25 protein-coding genes and 1 tRNA gene are annotated in these 24,397 nt (G+C 59.1%); 11 read left to right on the top strand and 15 right to left on the bottom strand.

The window, feature by feature from the left end; all coding sequences use genetic code 11:
• Positions 1–3: 3 nt before the first annotated feature.
• From AB4N82_RS02660 to AB4N82_RS02675, 4 genes are all read left to right on the top strand, one after another.
• A complete protein-coding gene (locus AB4N82_RS02660; RefSeq protein WP_122764912.1) occupies positions 4–1,629 on the top strand; it encodes a 5-guanidino-2-oxopentanoate decarboxylase in 1,626 nt (541 codons plus the stop codon).
• Complete coding sequence (locus AB4N82_RS02665) at positions 1,626–3,068, top strand: aldehyde dehydrogenase family protein (RefSeq protein WP_460104337.1); 1,443 nt, start codon at positions 1,626–1,628, stop codon at positions 3,066–3,068. Before AB4N82_RS02660 ends, AB4N82_RS02665 begins: the two co-directional genes overlap by 4 nt.
• 237 nt (positions 3,069–3,305) lie before the next feature.
• Entirely contained in the window at positions 3,306–4,493 is a 1,188-nt protein-coding gene (locus AB4N82_RS02670; protein ID WP_099601377.1) for a CynX/NimT family MFS transporter, read from the top strand.
• A 137-nt stretch (positions 4,494–4,630) separates the two neighbouring features.
• Positions 4,631–5,566, top strand: a complete 936-nt coding sequence (locus AB4N82_RS02675; RefSeq protein ID WP_099601376.1) for a LysR family transcriptional regulator — start codon at positions 4,631–4,633, stop codon at positions 5,564–5,566.
• Between the two features lie 3 nt (positions 5,567–5,569).
• Here AB4N82_RS02675 and AB4N82_RS02680 read toward each other — a convergent pair whose 3' ends face one another.
• From AB4N82_RS02680 to AB4N82_RS02690, 3 genes are all read right to left on the bottom strand, one after another.
• Positions 5,570–5,932, bottom strand: a complete 363-nt coding sequence (locus AB4N82_RS02680) for a 5-carboxymethyl-2-hydroxymuconate Delta-isomerase (RefSeq protein ID WP_032888675.1) — start codon at positions 5,930–5,932, stop codon at positions 5,570–5,572.
• 46 nt (positions 5,933–5,978) lie between these two features.
• Positions 5,979–6,902, bottom strand: coding sequence for a LysR substrate-binding domain-containing protein (locus AB4N82_RS02685; protein ID WP_017526706.1), 924 nt, complete (start codon positions 6,900–6,902; stop codon positions 5,979–5,981).
• A 106-nt stretch (positions 6,903–7,008) separates the two neighbouring features.
• Positions 7,009–7,155, bottom strand: coding sequence for a hypothetical protein (locus tag AB4N82_RS02690; protein WP_163034878.1), 147 nt, complete (start codon positions 7,153–7,155; stop codon positions 7,009–7,011).
• A gap of 197 nt (positions 7,156–7,352) precedes the next feature.
• Between AB4N82_RS02690 and tcuC the strand changes: the two genes are divergently transcribed.
• The gene (gene tcuC / locus AB4N82_RS02695) at positions 7,353–8,657 is read left to right on the top strand and encodes an MFS transporter (protein WP_032888673.1); all 1,305 of its coding nucleotides are present in this window, start codon (positions 7,353–7,355) and stop codon (positions 8,655–8,657) included.
• Complete coding sequence (locus AB4N82_RS02700) at positions 8,657–9,415, top strand: substrate-binding domain-containing protein (RefSeq protein ID WP_122680432.1); 759 nt, start codon at positions 8,657–8,659, stop codon at positions 9,413–9,415. Before tcuC ends, AB4N82_RS02700 begins: the two co-directional genes overlap by 1 nt.
• Here AB4N82_RS02700 and AB4N82_RS02705 read toward each other — a convergent pair.
• Positions 9,407–10,309: a LysR family transcriptional regulator gene (locus tag AB4N82_RS02705; protein WP_099601501.1), complete on the bottom strand. Its 903-nt coding sequence runs from the start codon at positions 10,307–10,309 to the stop codon at positions 9,407–9,409. The genes AB4N82_RS02700 and AB4N82_RS02705 overlap by 9 nt on opposite strands.
• Positions 10,310–10,520: 211 nt before the next feature.
• On the opposite strand from AB4N82_RS02705, the gene AB4N82_RS02710 reads away from it, so the two are divergent.
• Together AB4N82_RS02710 and AB4N82_RS02715 are read left to right on the top strand one after the other, a co-directional pair.
• Entirely contained in the window at positions 10,521–11,363 is an 843-nt protein-coding gene (locus tag AB4N82_RS02710) for a DUF6216 family protein (protein WP_095184080.1), read from the top strand.
• Between the two features lie 68 nt (positions 11,364–11,431).
• Positions 11,432–12,322, top strand: a complete 891-nt coding sequence (locus AB4N82_RS02715) for a hypothetical protein (RefSeq protein WP_241089522.1) — start codon at positions 11,432–11,434, stop codon at positions 12,320–12,322.
• Between the two features lie 240 nt (positions 12,323–12,562).
• On the opposite strand, the gene AB4N82_RS02720 is transcribed toward AB4N82_RS02715, so the two are convergent.
• The 5 genes from AB4N82_RS02720 to dapA form a co-directional block, all read right to left on the bottom strand.
• Positions 12,563–12,652, bottom strand: a tRNA-Ser gene (locus AB4N82_RS02720).
• Between the two features lie 83 nt (positions 12,653–12,735).
• On the bottom strand, positions 12,736–13,449 hold the full coding sequence (gene purC, locus AB4N82_RS02725) for a phosphoribosylaminoimidazolesuccinocarboxamide synthase (protein WP_003172493.1): 714 nt from the start codon (positions 13,447–13,449) through the stop codon (positions 12,736–12,738).
• A 27-nt stretch (positions 13,450–13,476) separates the two neighbouring features.
• On the bottom strand, positions 13,477–14,235 hold the full coding sequence (locus AB4N82_RS02730) for an MBL fold metallo-hydrolase (protein WP_032888564.1): 759 nt from the start codon (positions 14,233–14,235) through the stop codon (positions 13,477–13,479).
• A 4-nt stretch (positions 14,236–14,239) separates the two neighbouring features.
• Entirely contained in the window at positions 14,240–15,355 is a 1,116-nt protein-coding gene (gene bamC / locus AB4N82_RS02735; RefSeq protein ID WP_122764910.1) for an outer membrane protein assembly factor BamC, read from the bottom strand.
• Between the two features lie 17 nt (positions 15,356–15,372).
• Positions 15,373–16,251, bottom strand: coding sequence for a 4-hydroxy-tetrahydrodipicolinate synthase (dapA, locus tag AB4N82_RS02740; protein WP_032888561.1), 879 nt, complete (start codon positions 16,249–16,251; stop codon positions 15,373–15,375).
• A 272-nt stretch (positions 16,252–16,523) separates the two neighbouring features.
• On the opposite strand from dapA, the gene AB4N82_RS02745 reads away from it, so the two are divergent.
• On the top strand, positions 16,524–17,084 hold the full coding sequence (locus AB4N82_RS02745; protein WP_003172487.1) for a glycine cleavage system transcriptional repressor: 561 nt from the start codon (positions 16,524–16,526) through the stop codon (positions 17,082–17,084).
• 10 nt (positions 17,085–17,094) lie between these two features.
• Positions 17,095–17,568 (top strand): peroxiredoxin, encoded by a 474-nt coding sequence (locus AB4N82_RS02750; RefSeq protein ID WP_095184079.1) that lies wholly within the window; start codon positions 17,095–17,097, stop codon positions 17,566–17,568.
• A 36-nt stretch (positions 17,569–17,604) separates the two neighbouring features.
• On the opposite strand, the gene AB4N82_RS02755 is transcribed toward AB4N82_RS02750, so the two are convergent.
• Positions 17,605–18,675, bottom strand: a complete 1,071-nt coding sequence (locus AB4N82_RS02755) for an AI-2E family transporter (protein ID WP_032888556.1) — start codon at positions 18,673–18,675, stop codon at positions 17,605–17,607.
• Between the two features lie 30 nt (positions 18,676–18,705).
• Positions 18,706–18,945: a sulfurtransferase TusA family protein gene (locus AB4N82_RS02760; protein ID WP_099601374.1), complete on the bottom strand. Its 240-nt coding sequence runs from the start codon at positions 18,943–18,945 to the stop codon at positions 18,706–18,708.
• A 95-nt stretch (positions 18,946–19,040) separates the two neighbouring features.
• Between AB4N82_RS02760 and AB4N82_RS02765 the strand changes: the two genes are divergently transcribed.
• The gene (locus AB4N82_RS02765; RefSeq protein WP_095184077.1) at positions 19,041–20,474 is read left to right on the top strand and encodes a M48 family metalloprotease; all 1,434 of its coding nucleotides are present in this window, start codon (positions 19,041–19,043) and stop codon (positions 20,472–20,474) included.
• A 67-nt stretch (positions 20,475–20,541) separates the two neighbouring features.
• Here the strand turns inward: AB4N82_RS02765 and AB4N82_RS02770 are convergent, their stop codons facing one another.
• From AB4N82_RS02770 to rpoE, 4 genes are all read right to left on the bottom strand, one after another.
• Complete coding sequence (locus AB4N82_RS02770; RefSeq protein ID WP_122764909.1) at positions 20,542–21,981, bottom strand: DegQ family serine endoprotease; 1,440 nt, start codon at positions 21,979–21,981, stop codon at positions 20,542–20,544.
• A gap of 234 nt (positions 21,982–22,215) precedes the next feature.
• The gene (locus tag AB4N82_RS02775) at positions 22,216–23,178 is read right to left on the bottom strand and encodes a MucB/RseB C-terminal domain-containing protein (protein ID WP_122764908.1); all 963 of its coding nucleotides are present in this window, start codon (positions 23,176–23,178) and stop codon (positions 22,216–22,218) included.
• A gap of 16 nt (positions 23,179–23,194) precedes the next feature.
• Complete coding sequence (locus AB4N82_RS02780; protein ID WP_032888545.1) at positions 23,195–23,776, bottom strand: sigma-E factor negative regulatory protein; 582 nt, start codon at positions 23,774–23,776, stop codon at positions 23,195–23,197.
• Positions 23,777–23,808: 32 nt separating this feature from the next.
• On the bottom strand, positions 23,809–24,390 hold the full coding sequence (gene rpoE / locus AB4N82_RS02785; protein ID WP_003172477.1) for an RNA polymerase sigma factor RpoE: 582 nt from the start codon (positions 24,388–24,390) through the stop codon (positions 23,809–23,811).
• Between the last annotated feature and the right edge of the window lie 7 nt (positions 24,391–24,397).

The following is a 24,397-nucleotide window of genomic DNA, read 5'->3' on the forward strand; positions in this document are numbered from 1 at the left end:
TGTATGGCGACCTGCGGCGAAGTGTTGGTGAAGCTCCTGGAAGGCTATGGCGTTGAACAGGTGTTTGGCATCCCCGGCGTGCACACCGTGGAGTTGTACCGCGGCCTGGCCCGTTCCAGTATCCGTCACGTCACCCCACGCCACGAGCAAGGGGCCGGGTTTATGGCGGACGGTTATGCACGCACCAGCGGCAAGCCCGGCGTGTGTTTCATCATCACCGGCCCAGGCATGACCAACATCACCACGGCCATGGGCCAGGCCTATGCCGACTCGATCCCGATGTTGGTGATCTCCAGCGTGCAATCACGCAGCCAGTTGGGCGGCGGGCGCGGCAAGTTGCATGAGCTGCCGAACCAGAGCGCGATGATCGCGGGCGTGGCGGCGTTCTCCCACACCTTGATGTCGGCGGCGGAGTTGCCCGCGGTGCTGGCACGGGCATTTGCACTGTTCCAGGCCGGCCGTCCGCGGCCGGTGCATATCGAGATCCCGCTGGATGTGCTGGTGGAAAACGCCGACGCACTGCTGGGCAGCAAGCCGATCAGCGTCACGCGCGCCGGTGCCGCACCCTCGGCGATCAAGCAGATGACTCAGTTGCTGGCGTGCGCCAAGCGCCCGTTGATTCTCGCCGGCGGCGGCGCCATCGATGCCGCGCCCGCGCTGACCCGCCTCGCCGAAACCCTCGGTGCGCCAGTGGCGCTGACCATCAACGCCAAAGGCATGCTGCCCGCCGCGCACCCGTTGCTGATCGGCTCCACCCAGACCTTGGTCGCCACCCGCGCATTAGTCGCCGAAGCCGATGTGGTGCTGGCCATCGGCACAGAACTTGCGGAAACCGATTACGACGTGACCTTCGCGGGCGGGTTTGAAATTCCCGGCGCACTGCTGCGCATCGACATCGACCCGGACCAGACCGTGCGCAACTACACACCTCACGTCGCCTTGGTAGCCGATGCGCAGATCGCCACCGAAGCCGTGCTGGCCGAGTTGGACAGCAAGGAGTTACCCCTGCGCAACACCGACTGGGGCAGCCGACGCGTCGCGCGTTTGTGGGCTGAATTGGCCCCATCCTGGGACGCCGCCACCCGTGCGCAAACCCTGTTCCTCAATACGATCCTGGAGACGTTGCCCGGCGCCGTCATGGTGGGCGACTCCACCCAACCGGTGTACAGCGGCAACCTCACCCTCAACCTCGACCACCCACGCCGCTGGTTCAACTCCTCTACCGGCTACGGCACCTTGGGCTACGCCTTGCCCGCCGCGATCGGCGCCTGGCTGGGGCGCGGCGATGGGCAACCGGTGGTGTGCCTGATCGGTGACGGCGGACTGCAATTCAGCCTGCCGGAACTGGCCAGCGCGGTGGAGGCACGCACGCCGATCATCGTGTTGCTGTGGAATAACCAGGGCTACGAGGAGATCAAGAAATACATGGTCAACCGCGCCATCGAACCGGTCGGCGTGGACATCTACACACCGGATTTTGTCGGCGTGGCCAAGGCGCTGGGTTGCGCGGCTGAACGCATCGAGGGCATCGAGCCGTTACGCAACGCATTGCTGGCCGCCTCAGATCGACAGGGGCCGACGCTGATTGAAATTGACCAAGAGCTTTGGATGAAGGAGGTCGCGGTATGAACGCAGTATTGAACGGTGTGTATATCGACGGCGAATGGCGTGCTGGCCACGACGTGCTGGAGGTGATCAACCCGGCGACCGAATCCCGCTTGGCCCAGGTCAGCGTAGGGGACATGGCTGCCGTGACCCAGGCAGTGGATGCCGCCAGTCGGGCGTTTGCCGGCTGGTCAAAAAGCACCGGCCGTGAGCGCGGTGCCCTATTACTCAAAATCGCCCAAGGCGTGCGCGAACAGCGCGAAGCCTTAATGCACCTGCAGTCGAGCAACAACGGCAAACCGCTGTTTGAGGCGGGCATCGATGTGGACGACGTGATCGCCACCTTCGAGTACTACGCAGGTGTTGCCGAGGACCTGGACGCCGGACAAGACCGGCCGGTGGCACTGCCCAGCGATGAGTTCAGCGCTCGCCTGCGCCGCGAGCCGTGTGGCGTAGTGGGGCTGATCGTGCCGTGGAATTTCCCCATGGTGACCACCGCCTGGAAACTCGCCCCCGCCCTCGCCTCCGGTTGCTGCGTGGTGCTCAAGCCGTCGGAAGTCACGCCCCTGGCAGAGCTGCAATTGGCGCGAATCATCGCCGAATCCGGGCTGCCCGCAGGCGTGTTCAACCTGGTCTGCGGCACGGGCCTGGCGGTCGGTGCACCGCTGGCAGCGGACCGTCGTGTGGCGAAAATCTCCTTTACTGGCAGTAATGCGGTGGGCGTGCAGGTGATGCAACGCGCCGCCGAAACCATCAAGGGCGTCAGTCTGGAACTGGGCGGCAAATCTTCGTTGCTGGTGCTGGCAGATGCTGACCTCGACTTGGCCGTGGAACTGGCCTGCGGCGGTGGATTTTTCAACGCCGGGCAGATGTGTTCTGCCACCAGCCGCGTGCTGGTGGCCGACACCTTAGCGGACGAATTCCTGCAACGCTTGCGGGCGCGGGCTGAAGGGATTCGCGTGGCTGACCCGTTTGCTGAGGACGTGGAAATGGGCGCGCTGATCAACCGTGCGCAGTATCAGCGGGTAATGGGGCATATCCAGCGAGGCATCGAGGACGGTGCGCGGTTGCTGTGTGGCGGTGAACGTCCGGCGGATCTGGCCAGGGGTTATTTCATCCGCCCGACGGTGTTTACCGCTGTGCCGTTGGACAGTGCGTTATGGAACGAGGAAATCTTCGGCCCGGTGCTGTGTGTACGAAGTTTCGCAACTGAAGATGAGGCGATTGCCCTGGCCAACGACAGCGATTTCGGCCTGGTGGCCAGTGTGGTGGGCGCCGATGTCGAGAGCGCCGAGCGAGTAGCAAATGCCCTGCAGGCCGGACTGGTATGGATCAACGCGCCGCAGGTGATCTTCCCGCAGACGGCGTGGGGGGGTTACAAGCAGAGCAGCATCGGACGCGAGCTGGGGCCTTGGGGGTTAGCGGCGTTTCAGGAGATAAAGCACGTCATTCGGTCTAACTGACACTGCAGCCCCTGCTGTAGAAGGTGGACCCCTGTGGGAGGGAGCTTGCCCCCGATAGCGGTGGATCAGTTACAGATGCTTAGACTGAAACACGGCTATCGGGGGCAAGCCCCCTCCCACATCTTGATTTGCGGTGTTTGTGGGAACTGCAATTTTTAGATAGTGCCTGCGACTTTCTCATTTGCCCCCCTGCCCCATGCGTGGCCTGATTCACCCTTGTTCACTCAAGGCAGGCCCATGGAAAACGTTCACGCAAAACCCACCACTGCCGTTTGGCTGATGATCAGCGTGGTGCTGGTCGCCCTTAACCTGCGCCCGTCGATGGCTGCCGTGGGGCCGTTGTTGTCTTCGATCCGTGGCGATGTGCCGTTGAGTTTCAGCAGCGCGGCGTTGCTGACCATGTTGCCGGTCATGACCATGGGCCTGGCGATGTTCTTTGGCATGGGCCTGGCCAAGCGTTTTGGTGAGCACCGCAGCATTGTCCTGTCGCTGCTGGTGATCGGCGTGGCGACGCTGTCGCGGTTGTTCCTGGATTCGGCGCTGGAGCTGATCGTCAGCGCGATTGCGGCGGGGATCGGTATTGCGATGATCCAGGCGTTGATGCCGGCGCTGATCAAGTCGCGCTTCAGCGATAACGTTTCTATGTTCATGGGCCTGTACGTCACCGCCATCATGGGTGGCGCGGCGCTGGCGGCTTCGTTCTCGCCCTTCGTGCAAACGCACACCGGCAGTTGGCGTATCGGCCTGGCGATCTGGGCAGTGCTGGCGTTGCTCGCCTTGGTGTTCTGGTACGCCCAGCGTTCGGTAATGCCCCCATTACCCGAGGCCGGTTCCGGTCCGCAGGAATCATTTTTCGGCAATCGCCGCGCCTGGTTGCTGGCGATCTTTTTTGGCTTGGGCACCGCGTCCTACACGTGTGTACTCGCGTGGCTGGCGCCGTACTACGTGGAGCAAGGCTGGAGCGAGCAGGACGCCGGTCTGCTGCTGGGCTTTCTGACCGCCATGGAAGTGGTGTCTGGCCTGATCACACCCGCCATCGCCAACCGCCGCCAGGACAAACGCGGCGTGGTAGCCGTGCTGCTGGTGCTGATCATCATCGGTTTCTGCGGCCTGATCCTCAGCCCGCAATCCCTCAGTTTGCTGTGGCCGTGCCTGCTCGGCCTGGGCATCGGCGGCCTATTCCCCATGAGCCTGATCCTGTCCCTCGATCACTTGGACAACCCGCGCCGTGCCGGTGGCCTCACTGCCTTTGTGCAAGGCATCGGCTACCTGATTGCCGGCCTGTCGCCGCTGATCGCCGGGATGATCCGTGACCAACTGGGCAGTTTCGAATGGGCCTGGTGGTCGCTGACGGCGGTGATCGTATTGATGTTGCTGATCGTCACGCGCTTCAACCCGAGGCATTACGCGCAACATATCCGCTGAGGTCGTGTTGCAAACAGTATTTGTCCCACTGCAAACATAGAAACGCCCTACAGAGCTTTCTATTGGTACGCACGTTCCGTTAAGCTTTTGGGCTGTCTTGTACTGAGTTCGGTACAAAGGGTTTACGGACGAAACCGATGTTAAACAGTAACTTGCTCAGAAAACTCGATATGCAGGACTTGATGGTGTTTATCGCCGTCTACGACCAGAGCAGCGTTACCGAGGTGTCCGAAACGCTGTTCGTCAGCCAGTCCACCGTGAGCTACAGCCTGAAGAAGCTGCGCACCAGCTTTGAAGACGAGCTGTTTATCAACACCCGAGCGGGCATGCGTCCTACGTACAAGGCCACCACCATGTACGGCCATGTGCAGAAGATCCTCGAAAGCATCAACCTGTGCCACGCCGGTGGCCAGGCCTTCGACCCCACGCAAAAAGCCGTGACCTTCAACGTATGTGCACCGGAATACTTCGAACAGTTGATCCTGCCGCGCCTGCTGAAAACCTTCGACCGGGCCGACTTGCCGGTGATCGTCAATGTGCAGAAGCTGGAAACCGACATCCCCGCCGATGACCTGCGCGAAGGCCGCCTGGACTTGGTGATCTGCTTCGGCCCGCACTTTCATCGCGCCCACAAAGACTTCAAGACCCAGATGCTGCTGGAGGACGATTTGGTGTGTGTCTTCGATAAACGCTCAGCGCCCAGGGAGCCAGCATTCAGCCTGCAATCCTTCGTCGAACGGCGACATGTATTCCCCACGCCGTGGACCTCCGACACCAACATGATCGACGGCTGGCTGGCGCGCCAGGCCCACAAGCGCCAGGTGGTCGCCCGTGCCAACAGCTACAGCGCGGCATTGAAGATGATCACCGGCACCGACTTTATCCTCACCCTGCCCCGCCGCGTGCAAAAGCTACTGGCGCCGGAGCCGGTGTTCGGCCATTGCGAGGCGCCCAACGGATTGCCGGGGTTCACCCTTGATATGCAGTGGAACGAAACCAGTGAACAGGACAGTGCCAATACCTGGTTTCGCGAGCAGGTGGTGAAGGTATGTGCCGATCAGGGCTTGTTGTAAGCCTTAGCCGATAGCGACTTTGCTATAGGCATCGCGGTCCATGTCGCGCAGTTCAACGCTCAGTTGTACCTGCACGCCTTCGGGCCACGGGCTAAGGTCCTGCAACACCGCCAGCAGGCTTTCCGACAGCTGCTGCTTGACCTGCGGCGAACGCCCGCTGAGCAATGACAGCTTCACCGCAATAAATCCGCGCGGATTGAGGGAGGTACCTACCTGAAAATGCTCAAGCTTCACCGCACGGCTTTTGATATCGAACTCGGAGCCGAATTGCCCGGACGCCATTAGCACATTGTTGAGCCGCAACAGGGTTTTATCGACGGTCAGGTCTGTCAGGTTGGCGGTGTATTCCAGGTGCAGATGCGGCATGGGTTGCTCCGAGGCTTGTTGTAGGAAGATTCTTGAATATATAGCGTCACGCCTTGGCGCCCAACCCTCTATCGCTCATGAACGCCTCCAGTCTCGACCGCACCCAACGCTCGGCGGGGTCGGTGTCCACATGGCTGAGCCAAACCATGGACAAATCCAACGTTGGTGTCTCGAACGGAAACGGCTCACAAAACAGATTGCCCGACACCGCCATGGCTTCGGCGGTGTAGTCCGGCAGGCTGGCGATGAGGTCGGTGCCGGCCAGCAACGCCGGCAACGCGCTGTATTGCGGTACCGATAAAACCACGTGGCGCTTACGGCCAATCTCGGCCAGCCACTCATCGGCAAAACCCGACACGTTGGCGGTGTGAGACACCAGCACATGGGGCCGCGAGCAATATTCATCCAGGGTCAGCGGCGTGTCCGAGGCATCCGCGCGCAGGAGTCGCGGACGGATATGGCGCAGCAACTTGCGCTTGGCATTCGCCGGCAGACCACGGGTCTGGGTGATGCCAACGGTGATATCGCCGGACGCCAGCAGGTCAGGGATGCGCCAATAATCCACATGCTGCACCACGAACACCACTTGGGGCGCTTCCTGGCGCAGCGCGCGCAGCAACGGCGGCAACAGGCCGAACTCGACATCGTCGGACAGACCGATGCGAAACGTCATGGTGCTGATGGACGGGTCAAAATCGTGGGTCAGGCTCAAGGCCGACGACAAGGAATCGAGGGCCGGGGACAGATGCTGAATGATTTCCTCAGCGCGCGCGGTGGGCTCCATGCGATGGCCAACACGAATAAACAATGGGTCGTTGAACAAGGTACGCAAACGGTTCAGGGCCGAACTGATGGTCGGCTGGCCGAGAAAAAGTTTCTCGGCCACCCGCGTCACATTGCGCTCAAGCATCAGTGCTTCGAAGACCACCATCAGATTGATGTCGGCCTTGCGTAATTCATTGCGATTCATCGGCGCCTGCCCGTATCACCAAGACAGGTCGCAGTTTAGAAAGCGCGGCGCACGCCGTCTATGCGCTTAATTGCCGATAAGCCAGCATCACAGGCGGACAGGTTGCTCAGGGCTTGAGCGGAAACTCCTGATCGCGCTCGGAAAGCTCCGTACCGTCGTCCGGATGCTTCCAGGTCTGCGGCTTTTCCTCTTCGCGCTGCCGCTGGGGTTGCTCACGCTCTGGTTCATCGCGCCGCTTTTGTTCGTTACCCATAGCCACCTCTTTCCTTAAGCATCGGTCACCTGTTCAAGCATAGGACAGGGAAAGAGATTTTGACGGCCACAGGGATTGATAATCCCTGAACATCAATAAACCCAAAATTTTCACTTATCATTTCTAAATGTGTCAGCCACTATCCATAGTCTTAAGCGAAATAAGCACTTTGAAAAGAACGCTGGAGACACAAAACCATGACTAGCCCTTCCCGCCCCGACTCTGCCCGCTCGAAAGTTGGCGCGGTATTCCGCGTTACTTCGGGCAATTTCCTCGAACAGTTCGACTTCTTTCTGTTTGGTTTCTACGCCACCTACATCGCGGCTGCGTTCTTCCCGGCCGCTAATGAGTTTGCGTCATTAATGATGACCTTCGCCGTGTTTGGCGCAGGCTTCCTGATGCGCCCACTTGGCGCAATCATTCTCGGTGCCTACATCGACGACGTCGGTCGCCGCAAAGGGCTGATCGTGACCCTCTCGATCATGGCCAGCGGTACGTTGCTGATCGTGCTGGTGCCGGGTTATCAGACCATTGGCCTGTGGGCACCGCTGCTGGTGTTGCTTGGTCGCTTGCTGCAAGGCTTCTCGGCCGGTGCGGAACTGGGCGGGGTGTCGGTGTACTTGTCTGAGATGGCCACCCCAGGCCGTAAAGGCTTCTACACCAGCTGGCAGTCGGGCAGCCAACAGATCTCCATCGTGGTCGCCGCTGCGCTGGGTTATGGCCTGAACGTGTGGATGGAACCGTCGGTGGTTGCCGACTGGGGCTGGCGCATTCCGTTCGCCGTCGGTTGCGTGATCATTCCGTTTATCTTTGTGCTGCGTCGCAACCTGGAGGAAACCGAAGAGTTCGCCAACCGCAAGCATCGCCCGACCATGCGCGAAGTGCTGGCAACCCTGGTGAAAAACTGGACCGTTGTGATCGGCGGCATGCTGATGGTGGCCATGACCACTACCGCGTTCTACCTGATCACCGTGTACGCGCCGACCTTCGGCAAGACCGTGCTGCAACTGAGCACCTCGGACGCCCTGCTGGTGACGTTGCTGGTGGCCGTGTCGAACTTTGTATGGCTCCCCATCGGCGGCACCCTCAGCGATCGCTTCGGCCGCAAGCCGGTACTGATCGCCATGACAGCGCTGGCGGTTCTTACAGCGTATCCAGCACTGTCTTACGTGGTGAATGCACCGAGCTTCGGCCATATGCTGGAAACCCTGCTGTGGTTCTCCTTCCTCTATGGCATGTACAACGGCGCGATGATCCCGGCGCTGACCGAAATCATGCCGGTGGAAGTGCGCGTGGCGGGCTTTTCCCTGGCCTATAGCCTGGCAACCGCGATCTTCGGTGGCTTCACCCCGGCGATCTCCACGTGGTTCATCCACATCACCGGGGACAAGGCCTCACCGGCCTACTGGATGATGTTCGCCGCATTGTGCGCACTGTGTTCGACCCTGGCGTTGTACCGCCGCGCCAACACTCGCGGGCAGATGCTGCAGGGGGCGGTATGATGCGACCTCTGCTCAACACACTGGCGGCCTTGGCCCTCGGCGCGCTGGCGCTGTCGGCCCAGGCCGAGGAGCTCAAGGTAATGACCTCCGGTGGCTTCACCGCCGCTTATAAGTTGCTTGGCCCGCAGTATGCCCAGCAAAGCGGTGACACCCTCGATACCATTCTCGGCCCGTCCATGGGCAAGGCGCCGGAAGCGATTCCCAACCGCCTGGCCAGGGGCGAACACGCCGATGTGGTGATCATGGTCGGCTACGCCCTGGATGACCTGATCAAACAAGGCAAGGTCGACCCGGCGTCTCGCGTGGAACTGGCGGACTCGCGGATTGGTTTGGTGGTGAAGGAAGGCGCGGCGAAACCCGCCATCGGCACCGATGCAGAACTGAAGGCAGTGCTGAGCAAGGCCAAGTCAGTGGCGTACTCGGACAGTGCCAGCGGTGTGTATGTCGAGAAAGAGCTGTTCAAGAAGCTCGGCATGCCGGCCAAGGGCACGATGATCGAACGTATTCCGGTGGCTGAACAGGTTGCCAAAGGTGACTACGAAGTGGGTCTGCAGCAGGTCGCCGAATTGTTGCCCGTACCGGGCGTGACCTATGTGGGCAAAATCCCCGAAGACGTGCAGTCCGTTACGCGTTTTGCAGCAGGTATTCCGGTGAACGCCGAACACCCGACCCAAGCCAAGGCGTTGCTGAAGTACCTGGCCTCGCCCGAGGCGCAACCGCTGGTGCAATCCACCGGCCTGGACTCGGTGTCACGCTGACCGAAACGGCATCTCCCGCACCAACCGTTCCAACTCCAGCGCCGCGGGCGGCAATGTCCGCCCGCGGCGCTTGATCAAGCCCACATTGCGCATCACCTGCGGCTCCACCAACGGCACGCTTACCAGAACCGGGTGCGCGCACGCCGGCATCGCAATCGAAGGCACCATCGCTACCCCCAACCCCGCCTCCACCAACGCGATCATGGTGGTCACGTGGTGCGTCTCGCAGACACTCGGTTTTTTCACACGTACGCCGCGCAAGGCCTGGTCAAGCAGGAAGCGGTTGCCCGAAGTTTTGTCCACCGTGATGTAGTCATGCTCAAAGGCTTCGGCCCAGGTCACGCTGTCACGTTCGGCCAACGGGTGATCACGGCGACAGGCGAGTACGTATCGCTCCTGCAGCAGCAGTTCGAACTCCACTTCATCGGGCAGGCTGCCGCTGAAACTCACGCCAAAATCCGCCTCGCCATTTTCCACCGCATTGCACACCTCACCGGCACTGGCATCCAGCACCCGCAGGCGAATCTTTGGATACAGCTTGTGGAATTCGGAGATCACGTGAGGCATGAAGTAGTACGCAGTCGAAGGCACGCAGGCGATGATGACATCGCCCATGCGCGTGGACGCGACGTTACTGATGCCCATCAGCGCGATGTCGAGGTCGTCGAGCATGCGCTCGACTTGCGGCAGGAATGCACGGCCCACCATGGTCAGGCTGACCCGTCGGGTGGTGCGCTCAAACAGCTTTACATCAAGCGCGGATTCAAGTTTTTCGATGCGCCGACTGAGCGCCGGTTGCGAGATACGGATGGCCTCCGCGGCGCCGCGAAAACTGCCCTTGTCTACCACAGCGCGGAAGGCTTGGAGGTCGTTGAGGTCGAAGTTGATGATCACGGAGAACGGCCAGTCAATAGCGGGATGGACGGCATTATCGTACGACTGTCGGTGGGAAGCCATGCATGAGGACCGCCAGAAAAACTGCAGTTGTGGCTTAGCCGGATTCTGAGAGCCCCGTCAGTTGCTTCCTGTTTTTTCTGACGTAAAGACACGCTCGCTCTGGTTCCCTAGAATCCCGCGTTCGACTTTATGACTAATGGACCCAGCCATGGCCGAACCGATCGTAAAAAGCACACCACTGACTTGGTACGTCGAGCATTTCGCCTTCTTCAGCGGTGCCTTTACCTTTCTCGCTATCGCGGGGCTGTTGATATTTATCTACCGACGTTCCGGATCGCTGCTGTTTTTGCGGGATTGGATATGGCGGTTTTTTGGGGGCAAAACGCGCTTCGAAACAGAACGTTTTGAACGCATGCGCAAGGATTTGCGCGAGCTTGAATATTACCGCTACGAATTCAACATCCCTGCCAAAACGCTGCGGGAGGCAGACTTGGCCGAGGATTGGATGTACAGCAATGAATTCGCCCCGCGCGACTTCGGCCGCGTGAAGCGCTACATAGAGTGGGGCGACTTCACAGCGCTGAATTTCATCACCCGGCGGTTCGCACAATGGCGCATCAACTGTTTTTTTGTACTCGCTTTCGTGCTTTTGGCAGGTGTAGCCATTGCGGTTCCGCTGATTGAATCGAAGTACCTGATGGTGTCCCTGAAAAACGCCCCAGATGCTCCATCGTTCTATTTATCTGAAGATAACGTGAAGTTCGGCATCTGGTCCGACAACGTCCTGATGGTAGAACACTGCCGGTCGTCCGAGTCGCTACAGGCTTTTCTTCTCCCGGGATTACCGGAAGAGAAACTCGACATCATTTGCTCATTCTTCCTCGACAAGAACTACAACAAATACGTACGAGAGGGTTTGAGCGAACAGCGCGGGCTACTGTTCTCGCTGGTACTCGTGTCGATGGCCTGGATGATTTACCTGGTGATCCTGATCGCGCGAATGGAAGTCGCCCGACGACTCTACAGACAATGGCAGGCCAACCAGTCTTGAAAAAGCCGCCTTGAAAAAAGCACTTAGGTGCGTAGTCTGCAATCCGACCGTTTTCGACTGAGAGTTCAATGAGCAAGGCATCCGGCAGAAAAACGCTACACCGAGCGCTGAAAGGAGCTGTATGCCTGGTAGGCCTGTCCTGCCTCGCCGCGCTGGGCTTCTTCACTTGGCAAAACTTCTACCCCGTGAGTACGGCGAGCGGCTGGACTGTTCAGGTGCTGCACCGCGATGTGCCCAAAGCTGCCTCGCTGATGCCGTTACCGGACGGCGCGTTGATGGTCAGCCAGGAGCTCGACGACGCCAAGGGCAGTATCGTGCACATTCACCTGGACGGGACACGCGAAGTGGTGGTGGGCAAGCTGTCCAAACCCGACGGTATGCTCTCCACCCGTGGCGGCTGGGTATTCAGCCAGGAAGCACTCGACTCTCCCGTCAGCTTCCTCAAGGACGGTACCGTCACAGAGTTATTCAGGGGCGAAAACGTGCAAGGTCTGTGGGACGACGGGGACTACCTTTATGCGATGGAGGACCGTCGCGACGAGGGCCGTCTCCTGCGTTATCGCTGGAGCGACCGGACCTTGAGCGTCGTGCGCAAAGACCTCGATGAGGGTGAATCCATCATCCGCTGCACCGATGGCCGCATGCTCTACACGAAGAAGAAAGAAGGCACGGTGCGTGAGCTAGCCGCAGACGGCAGTGATCCGGTGGTACTGGCCAAGCTGAACCAGCCGACGTTTTTGATGTGCGATGAGCGCGGGTTATGGATCAATGAAGACGCCACCCACCGTGCGCGGCTGTTGCTGATCGACAAACAAGGGCACCAGCAGACGATTTTGTCGTTCTTGAAAGCGCCACAATCGATCGTGCCGACTGCGCGCGGGACTTATCTGCTGGCCGAGGGCGGACGTGATCGCGTATTGGAGCTGACCCCGCCCCAACCCGCCGTCGCGCAGGAGTGAGCGCGCTGCTTACGCAGGTGATGCCATTCAGTGCGAGCGCCTCGGTGAGCGTCTCTCGGTAAATCAATATACCCGTCTCCCAAAAAACGATGGCGTGTCGACGAAGACCGGCAAACACCCAGGCTTCAATCTTGGAAGGAGGTATGAACAAAGCTGTGCGGAAGGGTATGTAGGACTTTTATGGCACCAAAAACGAAAAAGCCCCGTAGCTTATTCAGCTACGGGGCTTTTTCTATGTAATGGCGGAGAGATAGGGATTCGAACCCTAGGTACCGGTGAAGGTACAACGGATTTCGAATCCGTCCCATTCGGCCACTCTGGCATCTCTCCAACGGCGCGCATCATAACAGCATGATTCGTGGATGCAAAGCGCCTAAGCGATTTTTTTCCGTGCTATCAGATGCTTGCGTCGATTACAGCGGTACGCCGAGACGATTGGCGACTTCTTCGTAAGCTTCGATAACGTCACCGAGGCCCTGGCGGAAGCGGTCTTTGTCCATCTTCTTCTTGGTGTCCTTGTCCCACAGGCGGCAGCCGTCCGGGCTGAATTCGTCGCCCAGGACGATGGAACCGTCGTGGAACACACCGAATTCCAGCTTGAAGTCCACCAGCAGCAGGCCTGCGTCGTCGAACAGCTTGCTCAGTACGTCGTTGACCTTGAGGGACAGCTCTTTCATGCGAGCCAGTTGCTCAGCGGTGCCCCAGCCAAATGCCACGACGTGGGATTCGTTGATGAACGGGTCGCCCTTGGCGTCGTCCTTCAGGAACAATTCGAACGTGTAAGGGTTGAGCTTGAGGCCCTCCTCCACACCCAGGCGCTTGACCAAGCTGCCGGCGGCGTAGTTACGCACGACGCATTCGACCGGGATCATGTCCAGCTTCTTCACCAGGCACTCGTTGTCGCCCAGCAGTTTGTCGAATTGGGTCGGAATGCCGGCCTCTTCGAGTTTCTGCATGATGAAGGCGTTGAACTTGTTGTTCACCATCCCCTTGCGGTCCAGTTGTTCGATGCGCTTGCCGTCGAACGCCGAGGTGTCGTTGCGAAACAGCAGGATCAGGCGGTTGGCGTCGTCGGTCTTGTAAACCGACTTGGCCTTGCCGCGGTAGAGTTCTTCACGTTTTTCCATGATGGGCTCCGCTTTGAGTGAGGTGGGCTAGGCGATATGTCGCCAGTCGAGCCCTGAATCTTGATCGGCCAATTGCAGCCAGTCCGGGTCGCACCCGAGGGTGTCGACAAAACATTGCCGGGCAAGCGTCGGCAGGTTGTTCTTGCTGCTCAGGTGGGCCAGGACCAGGTGTTGCAGGTCTTGCCAGCCCAACTCATACACCAGGTACGCCGCCTGGTGGTTGTTCAAATGTCCCAGTTCGCCGCCCACCCGCTGCTTGAGAAAGTAGGGATAGTGACCGCGAGCCAGCAGGTCTCGGCAGTGGTTGGACTCGATCATCAAGGCATCGAGGTCGCGGTAACCGTCCAGCACCTTGGCGCAGTAGGAGCCCAGGTCGGTCAGAACGCCGAAGCGTCGCTGGCCATCACTGAATACATACTGCGTCGGCTCCTGAGCGTCGTGCGCCACGGCAATCACATCAATGCTCAAGGCACCGATTTGCAGTTGCTCACCGCCAGCCAGGAAACCTGCGGGCTCAATGGGCTTGCGCATCCCGCGCAAGGTGCCGCGACTCAGGTACACAGGAAGATTGTAGCGCCGAGACAGCAAACCCACGCCATGCACGTGATCGGCATGTTCGTGGGTCACTAGAATAGCGCTCAGCTGCGTGGGGTGAACCCCCAGGCGCAGCAGGCGCCGCTCGGTTTCTTTTAACGAGAAACCACAATCCACCAGTACGTACGTGTCGTCGTGGGCGACCAGCGTGCCGTTCCCTTGGCTACCGCTACCGAGAACAGCAAAACGCATCGGATCAGCCCAGGTTGTCCTGAATTACGCCCAACACTTTGCGGGCTGTTTCAGCCGGCGCAACGGTGTTGATGTTCTTCTCGACAGTGACTTGCACAGTCTCGCCAACCTTGCTCAAACGAACCTGATAACGCTCGGCGCGGGTCTCGATTTCTTCCTTGGTCGGCTGGCTGCCAAACAGCTTGCCGAAGAAACCAGGCTCGTCGTCTTTGCGCTCGGCCTTTTCAGCCACGTTGATGTAGTAGAGGCCGAGGCTACGGTTGATGTCTTCAACACGCCAAGGGCCTTGCTCCAACGCGCGACCGACGCTGGCCCAGGCGCGGTCCAGGTCTTCACCCAGGTTCAGCACCACGTTGCCACTGCCGTCCTCGGTGAGGCTGACGCGACTCGGGGTGTCGTAATCACGTGCGGCGAGCAGGGAAACGGAACCGCCCTTCTCGGAAATACGGCTCATGCTGGCCAACATCTCGTCGACCAGTGCCGAGTCAACGCCGGTATTGACCGAACGGTTGGTGAAGGCGACGTTGGCGGTGCTGCCGGCAGGACGCTCGGCACTCACCACGTAGACTTCACTGGTATTGCGCTGCACGCCTGGCTCGATGCGAACACGCACGCGGGCTTCGCTGTCAGCCACTACACCACCGGCTTGCAAACGCTTGGCCATGGTGGCGGACAGTTCGCTGCCTTGCTGCCATGCCGTGGTGAATTCGCCGGTCTGCGGGCGCTGCTCGTCGATGCGGAAACCGTTGTCCTGGAAGAACTGCACCGCCACTGGCCAGACTTCAGCAGGTGGGCGCTGAGCAACGATCCAGCGGGAATCACCGCTCTTCTGAAGGCTGTAGTCGCTGGCATCCGCCACGGCCGAGATCGGCTGTGGACGTGGCACTAAGTACTCACCCTTAGTGGTGTCGTCGGCAACGTTGCGTGGAATCGGCAGCAACGGGTCAAGACGCTTTGCGACGTTGACGTCCGGCGGCAATTGCATCGGTTTGGTTGCTTGTGCTTCCAGGTAATCGCTGCCGCGGTCACGGAAGTAGCCTTCCGGGCCCCAGATCCAACCGCAGCCACTGGTGCTGGAGATAATCAAGGCAAGTGCGGAAAGTCCGGCCAATCGCTTCATGCGTAGTGCTTCCTCAATTAAACCAGGACGCCGGACTGGCGCAGGGCCTGTCGCAGCGGTTCGTGACAGGCTTCGCTGAGACGGGTGAGCGGCAGACGGATACCGTCCGGCATCAAGCCCATCTCGAACAGCGCCCATTTCACGGGAATAGGGTTGGATTCGATAAAGAGTGTCTTGTTGAGCGGCATCAGCTTCTCGTGGATCGCACGGGCGGTCACGGCGTCGCCAGCGATGGCAGCAGCGCACATGTCACTCATGGCACGTGGGGCCACGTTGGCGGTCACGGAGATGTTGCCCTTGCCACCCAGCAGGATCAGCTCGACAGCCGTGGCATCGTCACCGGAATACAGCAGGAAGTCGCTGCTCACACCGGCCAGGATGTCCTTGGCGCGCTGCAGGTCGCCAGTGGCTTCCTTGATGCCGATAATGTTCGGCACGGTGGACAGGCGGATCACGGTCTCGGCCTTCATATCGCACGCGGTACGACCCGGCACGTTATAGAGGATCTGCGGGATGTCGACGGCTTCGGCAATGGTGCGGAAGTGCTGGTACAGGCCTTCCTGGGTCGGCTTGTTGTAGTACGGAGTCACCAGCAGGCAGGCGTCGGCGCCAGCCTTCTTGGCGTTTTTGGTCAGCTCGATCGCTTCGCGCGTCGAGTTGGCACCCGTACCGGCGATCACGGCGATGCGGCCCGCAACACGCTTGACCACGAACTCAATCACCTGGATGTGTTCTTCCACATCGAGGGTGGCCGACTCACCTGTGGTGCCGACCGCCACAATGGCGTTGGTGCCTTCTTGCAGGTGGAAGTCCACCAGTTTGCCCAGGCTGTCCCAGTCGAGATGACCTTGTGCATCCATGGGTGTGACCAGTGCCACCATACTGCCCGCAATCATGCAACCGCTCCTGCCGGAAAAAGAGAGCCGTAATGGTACTGGCGCCAAGATGCTTGTACAAGCGAAGTACCGCGTGAGGATGCGTTCTGGGGCAACTAAACGATGGGCAATGCCATCATTGGACGAAAGCACGGGTTACAGCAGGCTGGAATCACGCCGTTCACGTAATGAAAACGCCACCTCCTATCCCTTGGCGGCGCTTTTCGCTACCCTTCATGCTTTGATCGATACGGCCCTCATGGTATCGACCGCTCATCGTTTAGGAAGGCTGCATGTCCACCCCCACAGTTCGCGAACAATTCCTTGTTATCAGTGCCCTCGGCGCCAACCCCATGGAGCTGACGAACGTCCTGTGCCGCGCCAGCCATGAAAACCGCTGCGCCGTCGTGACCTCCCGCCTGACACGCCATGGCGAGTGCAGTGCGCTGGTCCTCCAGATCTCCGGCACCTGGGACGCCCTGGCACGCCTGGAAACCGGCCTGCCGGGCCTGGCCAAGAAACATGACTTCACCGTCAATGTTGTGCGTAGCGCCGCGCTGGAAAACCGTCCCCAGGCCCTGCCTTATGTGGCTTACGTCAGCTCGGCGTACCGCTCGGACATCGTCAACGAGTTGTGCCAGTTCTTTATCGACCATAACGTCGAACTGGAAAACCTGACCTGCGACACCTACCAGGCCCCGCAAACCGGCGGCACCATGCTCAACGCCACTTTCACCGTGACCCTGCCAGCCGGTGTGCAGATCAGTTGGCTGCGCGACCAGTTCCTGGATTTCGCCGACGCACTGAACCTCGACGCGTTGATCGAACCATGGCGCCCACAGAACCCAATGTAAGGAAGTATTCATGGCAGTAGTCATCGACCAACCCATAGCCGACTTCGAAGCCCAGGCCACCAGCGGCCAGACTTTTAGCCTTGCGGCCCTCAAGGGTAAGCAGGTGGTGATCTACTTCTATCCGAAGGACAGCACCCCCGGCTGCACCACTGAAGGCCAAGGCTTCCGTGACCAGTACGCGGCGTTCCAAGCGGCCAACACTGAAGTGTTTGGCGTGTCGCGCGACAGCGTGAAGTCCCACGAGAACTTCAAAGGCAAGCAGGAATTCCCTTTCGAGCTGATCAGCGACAAAGACGAGGCGGTTTGCCAGCTGTTTGATGTGATCAAACTGAAGAAGCTTTACGGCAAGGAATACTTGGGTGTGGATCGCAGCACCTTCCTGATCGACAAGGAAGGCGTGCTGCGCCAGGAATGGCGTGGCGTAAAAGTGCCAGGGCATGTGGATGCTGTACTGACAGCAGCGCAGGCTTTGAATAAGGCCTGAAAATGTGAGAGGGGGAGCAGGCTCCCCCTTTCCGTTTCAGAGCAAAGGCGCCACCACTGGCTCCTGCCGCGGCCACGCATCCAGCACTGCCTTGAACAGCGTTGCCAGGGGAATCGCAAAGAACACCCCCCAGAATCCCCATAGCCCACCAAACAACAATACCGCGCAAATGATCGCCACCGGATGCAGGTTGACCGCCTCCGAGAAGAGCAACGGCACCAGCACGTTGCCATCCAGGGTCTGGATGATCCCGTACACCGCCATCAGGTAGATGAACTGGTCGCTCCAGCCCCACTGGAACAAAGCGATCAGCGTAACTGGTACGGTCACCACTACCGCGCCGACATAGGGCACCACCACTGAAATACCGACCAGCAATGCCAACAGGGCCGCGTAATTCAGGTCCAGGGCAATAAAAGCGATGTAGGTAACGCCGCCGCAGATAATGATCTCGATGACTTTGCCACGAATGTAGTTGGCGATCTGCCGGTTCATTTCCTCGGCAACCCGAGTAATTAGCGCTCGCTCACGCGGCAGGTAGCCACTCACCCAGCGACCGATCATGGCGCGATCCTTGAGAAAGAAGAACACCAGGATCGGGACAAGCACCAGGTAGATCATGATATTGACCAGCAGCGGCAAGCTGGACAGGGAAAACGTCAGCGCCCATTGCCCGAATTTCCCGATTTCGCCGCGCGCCACTTCAATGGCCTGCAACACCTGCTCATCCGATACCAGATGCGGGTAGCGCTCCGGCAACAGCAGCAACAGCGACTGCCACTTGGCGAGCATGCCCGGCAACTCGTTGAACAGCGTTATCAGTTGGTGCCACAGCAGCGGCAACACCACCACTATAAACACCACCAGCAGGCCCATGAACAAGGCGAAGACCAGCCCCACTGCCGCACCGCCTGGCAAGCGCAAACGCTCAAGGGTGGTGACCAGGCCCTGCATCAGGTAAGCGAGCACCATCCCCGCAAGTACGGGCGCCAGCATGCCACCCAAGGTGAGGACTGCGGTAAAGGCCAAAAACAACAGGACGGCTAGTACCACGGCTTCTTCATCAGAGAAGTAGCGCTGGATCCAGTCTCGTAACACTTTGAACATCAATCAACCTCGGGTGGTAGGGGCAACGGCTCAGGCCTTGCGCAACCAGTAACGGTACACACCGGCGGCATCTTCTTCATGCAACAACGTGTGGCCGGCCAGTTTGGCAAATGTGCGGAAATCCCTCTGGGAACCTGCGTCCGTTGCGATCACCTTGAGCACGGCACCGCTGGTCAATCGGTTGAGTTCCAGCTTGGCCTTGAGCAAGGGCAACGGGCAATTGAGGCCGCTGGCGTCGAGCTCGGCATCAAAGGCTACAGCGTCGGTCATGGTTTTACTCCGGGCAAGCGTTCGGGGTGCTTAGAATATCTGGTCCGAAGCTCAGTGTCCGGCTACAGTAAGCTCTTTGTCGAAAGGCTATGTGCATGACTTTTTTGCGCCCCACCCTGCTGACGCTGGCTTGCCTGCTGGCCTCTCCAGGCTTCGCTGACGACCTGCCGTCGCTTGGCGACGCCAGTTCTGCCATTGTCTCGCCACAACAGGAATTCCAACTGGGCCGTGCCTGGCTGGCCTACCTGCGCGGGCAGGTTTCCCAACTGAACGACCCGCAACTCAAAGATTACGTCGAAACCAGCGTGTATAAGCTGGTAGAAACCAGCCAGGTGAACGACCGACGTCTGGAGTTCATCCTGATCAACAGCCCGCAACTCAACGCGTTTGCCGCGCCAGGCGGTATTGTCGGCGTGAACGGCGGCCTGTTCCTCAACGCCCAGACCGAAGGAGAATACGCCTCGGTGCTGGCACACGAATTGGCTCACTTGTCACAGCGTCACTTCGCCCGTGGCGTTGAAGCGCAGCAGCGCATGCAGATCCCGATGATGGCTGCTCTCCTCGGTGGCATCATCGCGGCAGCCGCCGGCGCAGGTGATGCGGGCATTGCTGCGATCGCCGGCACCCAGGCGGCGGCGATCCAGGAACAACGGCGGTTCTCTCGGCAGAATGAACAAGAGGCTGACCGTATCGGTATCGTCAATCTGGAGAAAGCCGGCTACGACCCGCGCTCCATGCCGACCATGTTCGAGCGATTGGGGCGTCAATACCGCTTCGACGCCAAGCCACCAGAATTCCTGTTGACGCACCCGGTCACTGAATCGCGGATCGCCGACACCCGAAACCGAGCCGAGCAATCCAAGCCCGGCGGAAAGGAAGACAGCCTGCGCTATCAACTGATTCGCGCACGGGTGCAGCTGCAATACGAGGACACCTCAGGACTCGCCGCCAAACGCTTCCAGGCGCAACTGGACGAGAACCCGAAAAACGATGTGGCGCGTTATGGCCTGGCCATCGCCCAAATCAAGGCCTCACAATTCAAGCAAGCGAGAGATAGCCTGCAACCGCTGCTGGCCAAAGCGCCCAATGACATCACTTATAACCTGGCGCAAATCCAGCTGGACATAGACAACAGCCGTCTAGCCGACGCCCAGCAACGCACGGATCGGATGCTGACCCAATACCCCGGCAACTATCCGCTGAATCAGATCCGAGTCGACCTGCTGCTTAAACAAAATCGTACCGCGGATGCGGAAAAGGCCCTGGATGGCCTGCTCAAGTCTCGTCCGGACGATCCGGACGTGTGGTATCAAGTCGCCGAGACACGCGGGTTATCCGGCAACATCATCGGCCTGCACCAGGCGCGCGCTGAATACTTTGCTCTGGTGGGCGACTTCCAGCAGGCGATTCAGCAACTGGACTTCGCCAAACGCCGCGCCGGCAGTAACTTTCCATTGTCGTCACGTATCGACGCACGCCAGCGTGAGCTGATCGAACAGGAACGCCTGGTAAAAGGGATGATGAGCTAAACCCATCACCCACAAAAAAGCCCCGCCATCGTTGACCGACGGCGGGGCTTTTTATTGGCTTAGCGGATTACTCGGCCAGCTTGAAGGTAATGAAGCTGGCGCGCCCCTGACGCAGCACGCGCATCGACACCGAGCGATTCTTCGGCAACGCCTTGGCGATGTCAGTGAACTGCTTGGTGGTATCAATCGCCTGATTGTTCAGGTGGGTGATCACGTCGCCCGGCTGCAAGCCGATCAATGCTGCTGGGCCATCCTGCACTTCCTTGATCACTACGCCGCCCTTGAGGTCGAAGCTTTTCTTCTGCTCTTCGGTCAGCTCAACAACTGCAATGCCCAGACGGTTGCTGCTTCGCTCAGCACCCGATTTGTTATTGCCGAGGGCGTCCAGAGTCGCACCTTCTTCAGGAATAGCGCCTACCGTCAGTTCAACGTTCTGGCGCTTGCCGTCACGAATTACTTCCAGCTTGGCCTTGCTGCCCGCCTTGAGTGCACCGACCAGGTGTGGCAGGTCGGCCGACATGACAATCGGTTGGCCATTCATGGTCAGGATCACGTCGCCGACTTGCAGGCCGCCTTTAGCAGCGGGGCCGTCGTCCTGGATCTGTGCAACCAGAGCACCAGCAGGCTTGTCGAGACCGAAGGACTCAGCGAGGTCTTTGTTCACTTCCTGGATCACTACGCCCAACCAGCCACGGCTAACCTTGCCACCGCTTTTCAATTGGTTGGAAACATCCATGGCCACGTCGATCGGAATAGCAAACGACACGCCCATGAAACCACCGGAACGGGTGTAGATCTGCGAATTGATACCCACTACTTCACCCGCCAGGTTGAACAGCGGGCCACCGGAGTTACCTGGGTTGATCGGCACGTCGGTCTGGATGAATGGCACGTAGTTCTCATTCGGCAGGCTGCGACCAATGGCGCTGACGATACCCTGAGTCACAGTGTGGTCAAAACCGAACGGCGAGCCGATGGCGACTACCCACTGCCCGGCCTTGAGGTCCTGGGACTTGCCCAGCTTCAGAACGGGAAGGTCCTTACCGTCGATTTTCAGCAGCGCAACGTCTGAACGTGGATCGGTGCCCACCAGCTTGGCTTTCAGCTCGCTGCGGTCGGCCAGGCGCACGAGAATCTCGTCAGCGTCAGCGATCACATGGTTGTTGGTAAGGATGTAGCCATCAGGGGAAATGATGAAGCCCGAGCCCAGGGACTGCGCTTCACGCTGGCCACCACCACCGCCACGAGGCGTGCGCGGTTGTGGCATGCCGCGCTCGAAGAACTCTCGCAGCATCGGCGGCAGGCCTTCCAAGTCAGGCATCTGCTGGTTCGACACTTTGCGATCTGGCAGCTTCTGCGTGGTGCTGATGTTCACCACGGCCGGCGAGGCTTGCTCAACCAATTGGGTGAAATCAGGCAATTCGGCCGCTTGTGCAGGCAAGGCCTGGCCAAGCACCAGTACCGTGGCGACTATGGATAGGTAGGATTTCAAACGTGGTATCGACATACAGCTCCCGTTACGACGAGCAGGGTTGAGCGACAGGGTTCAAGAAACGCCGAAAACTGCGACCGACATTTTTGTTCCGCGAACAAAACAAGGCCAGAGCCGACAAGCCCTGACCTATAAAAAACATGGGAGATTTTTGCAAGTGAAAATGCTGATCCAGACATTTCATGCTCTCGGCAGCCAGCCTGACATGGACGTACAGTGGAAGAGCAGGATGAACATAGGATTAACAACTCACGGCTGGATGGTGGCCTTTTTTTCACCGCGCACCGACAGCGCGATACGCTCGGCGGTGCCTATAGGAATTTCACCAACTACCGTCACCATCATTTCGCCGTCCACCGTATTCAGCCGGCGGGACACAGCAACCGTGGGGCCCAATTGAGTGCGGGTTTCAGTCACGCTCACAGCGCTGATCGGCTCAAGAAATACCGAAAAACGTGCCAGCCCGTCTTCATACATCAAGCTGTCGACAGTGGCTTTGGTCTGAGCATCTTTACGGGCACTGCTATTGGTCAGTTGAAAACCCGGCGGCAACCATTCCAAATGCCAAGCCTGAGTGGGCTCTACTTCCGACGCCTTAGTATCTGAGATCGCGATAGACGTGCAGTCACTGCTGGGCTGTAAATCACGATCGGTGGGCGAGGTGGAAGTGTTCAAACGTGTGAATTGAAAGCGCTCCAGTAACTGCCCTTGATCGTTCAGCAACAGGGACTTGAGCGGCAATGCGGTTTCACGATCCAGATGCAGCTCAAAGCCATAACGGTATTGATCACGTGGCGTGATCGAAACGATGACTGCATTACGGCCGGCCACGCGGGACTTGCCGATGATGGCCAATTCGTAAAATGGATTGATTTTTTGCGGGTCAAGCGCTCGTGAAGGCTCATCTCGCGAATTGCCAATGCCAGCAACCAGCGTGCCGCTGACACATTGGGTGCGGCCATCCACTCGCACAACTTCCTGGGCAGAACCATCGAGCTGCAAGAGCCGCTCGCGTACCTGACCATTCTGGACACGATGCCAGATGTCGTGGGTGGAAAAACTGCCGTTACGTTCATAGACGAACGTACCTTCAAAGCTTTGCTGCTGCTCTGCACGCCCAAGTCGAGTCAGCCAATCTTGGGCTTCATCGGCATGGGCGGGTAGTGCAAACCAACCACTGAGAAACAGCGTAAGGAGCGGTATGGCGCGCATAATGCCCCTTAGCGGTTTAGCGATTTTCCAGGCTTGCAGCGCGAGCGTATGGCAGAGCGCTTTCAGTGCCTTTCAAGGCTGATTCCTGTGCGTGTTGGCGCAAGTAGCCTGGAAGACGCTGGTCCTGCGATTGCCCTTGAAGTACACCGTTGGCCATAGGGCCAGTGGTGTCAGAGCTTTCCTTGTAGCCAGCCAGTACAGCTGGGCCTTTGACTTGCGGACCGGCCATGACCGGCTGCTGAGTCTGTTGGGCCAGTTCGGCACCAGCAATTTCGTCCTGGTTGTACAGGCGAACACCAGCAAGCACTGCAACTGTCACCGAGGCAGCGACTGCCAGGCGACCCAGGCTACGCCAAGGACCACGAGCAGCTTTTGCCGGAACGGCTTCATCGGCCAGCGCAGCAGAAACAGCCGCAGCAATATCCAGACGAGGGATTAGAAGATCCTTATGCATCACCGCCCGAGCGACTTGGTAACGAGACCAGGTGTCACGGGTTTCGGCATCATCAAATGCGTTGAGCACTCGACGAAGTTCCAGTTCATCCGCTTCGTTATCCATCACTGCGGACAGCGATTCCTGCAGGGCATCACGACTCATGGCGGTTCCTCTCTTGGCTGTCGCCGCTGTCTTTAGTTTTCCTGCAACAAAGGTTGCAAGGCTTTATCGATGGCTTCCCGGGCCCGGAAAATCCGTGACCTCACAGTCCCCACCGGACACTGCATGACGCTCGCAATGTCTTCGTAACTCAGACCATCGAATTCACGTAAAGTTAACGCCGTACGCAAATCTTCTGGCAGTTGCTGAATTGTGCGATGAACGGTGCCTTCGATCTCGTCGCGCAGCAATGCACGCTCCGGCGACTCGAGATCTTTGAGGCCGTGATCACCATCGTAAAATTCTGCATCTTCTGAACTTACATCGCTATCTGGTGGGCGGCGTCCGCGAGACACCAGATAGTTCTTCGCCGTGTTGATGGCGATGCGGTACAGCCACGTGTAAAACGCACTATCACCGCGGAAATTGCCCAGTGCACGATAAGCCTTGATAAAGGCCTCTTGTGCAACGTCCTGCGCTTCATGGGTGTCGTGCACAAACCGCACGATCAACCCGAGAATTTTGTGCTGGTATTTCAGCACTAGCAGATCAAATGCTCGCTTGTCGCCGCGCTGAACGCGCTCGACGAGCTGCTGATCCTCTTCCTGGGTTAGCATGAACACT

It is taken from the genome of Pseudomonas sp. H1_D04 (assembly GCF_054683855.1).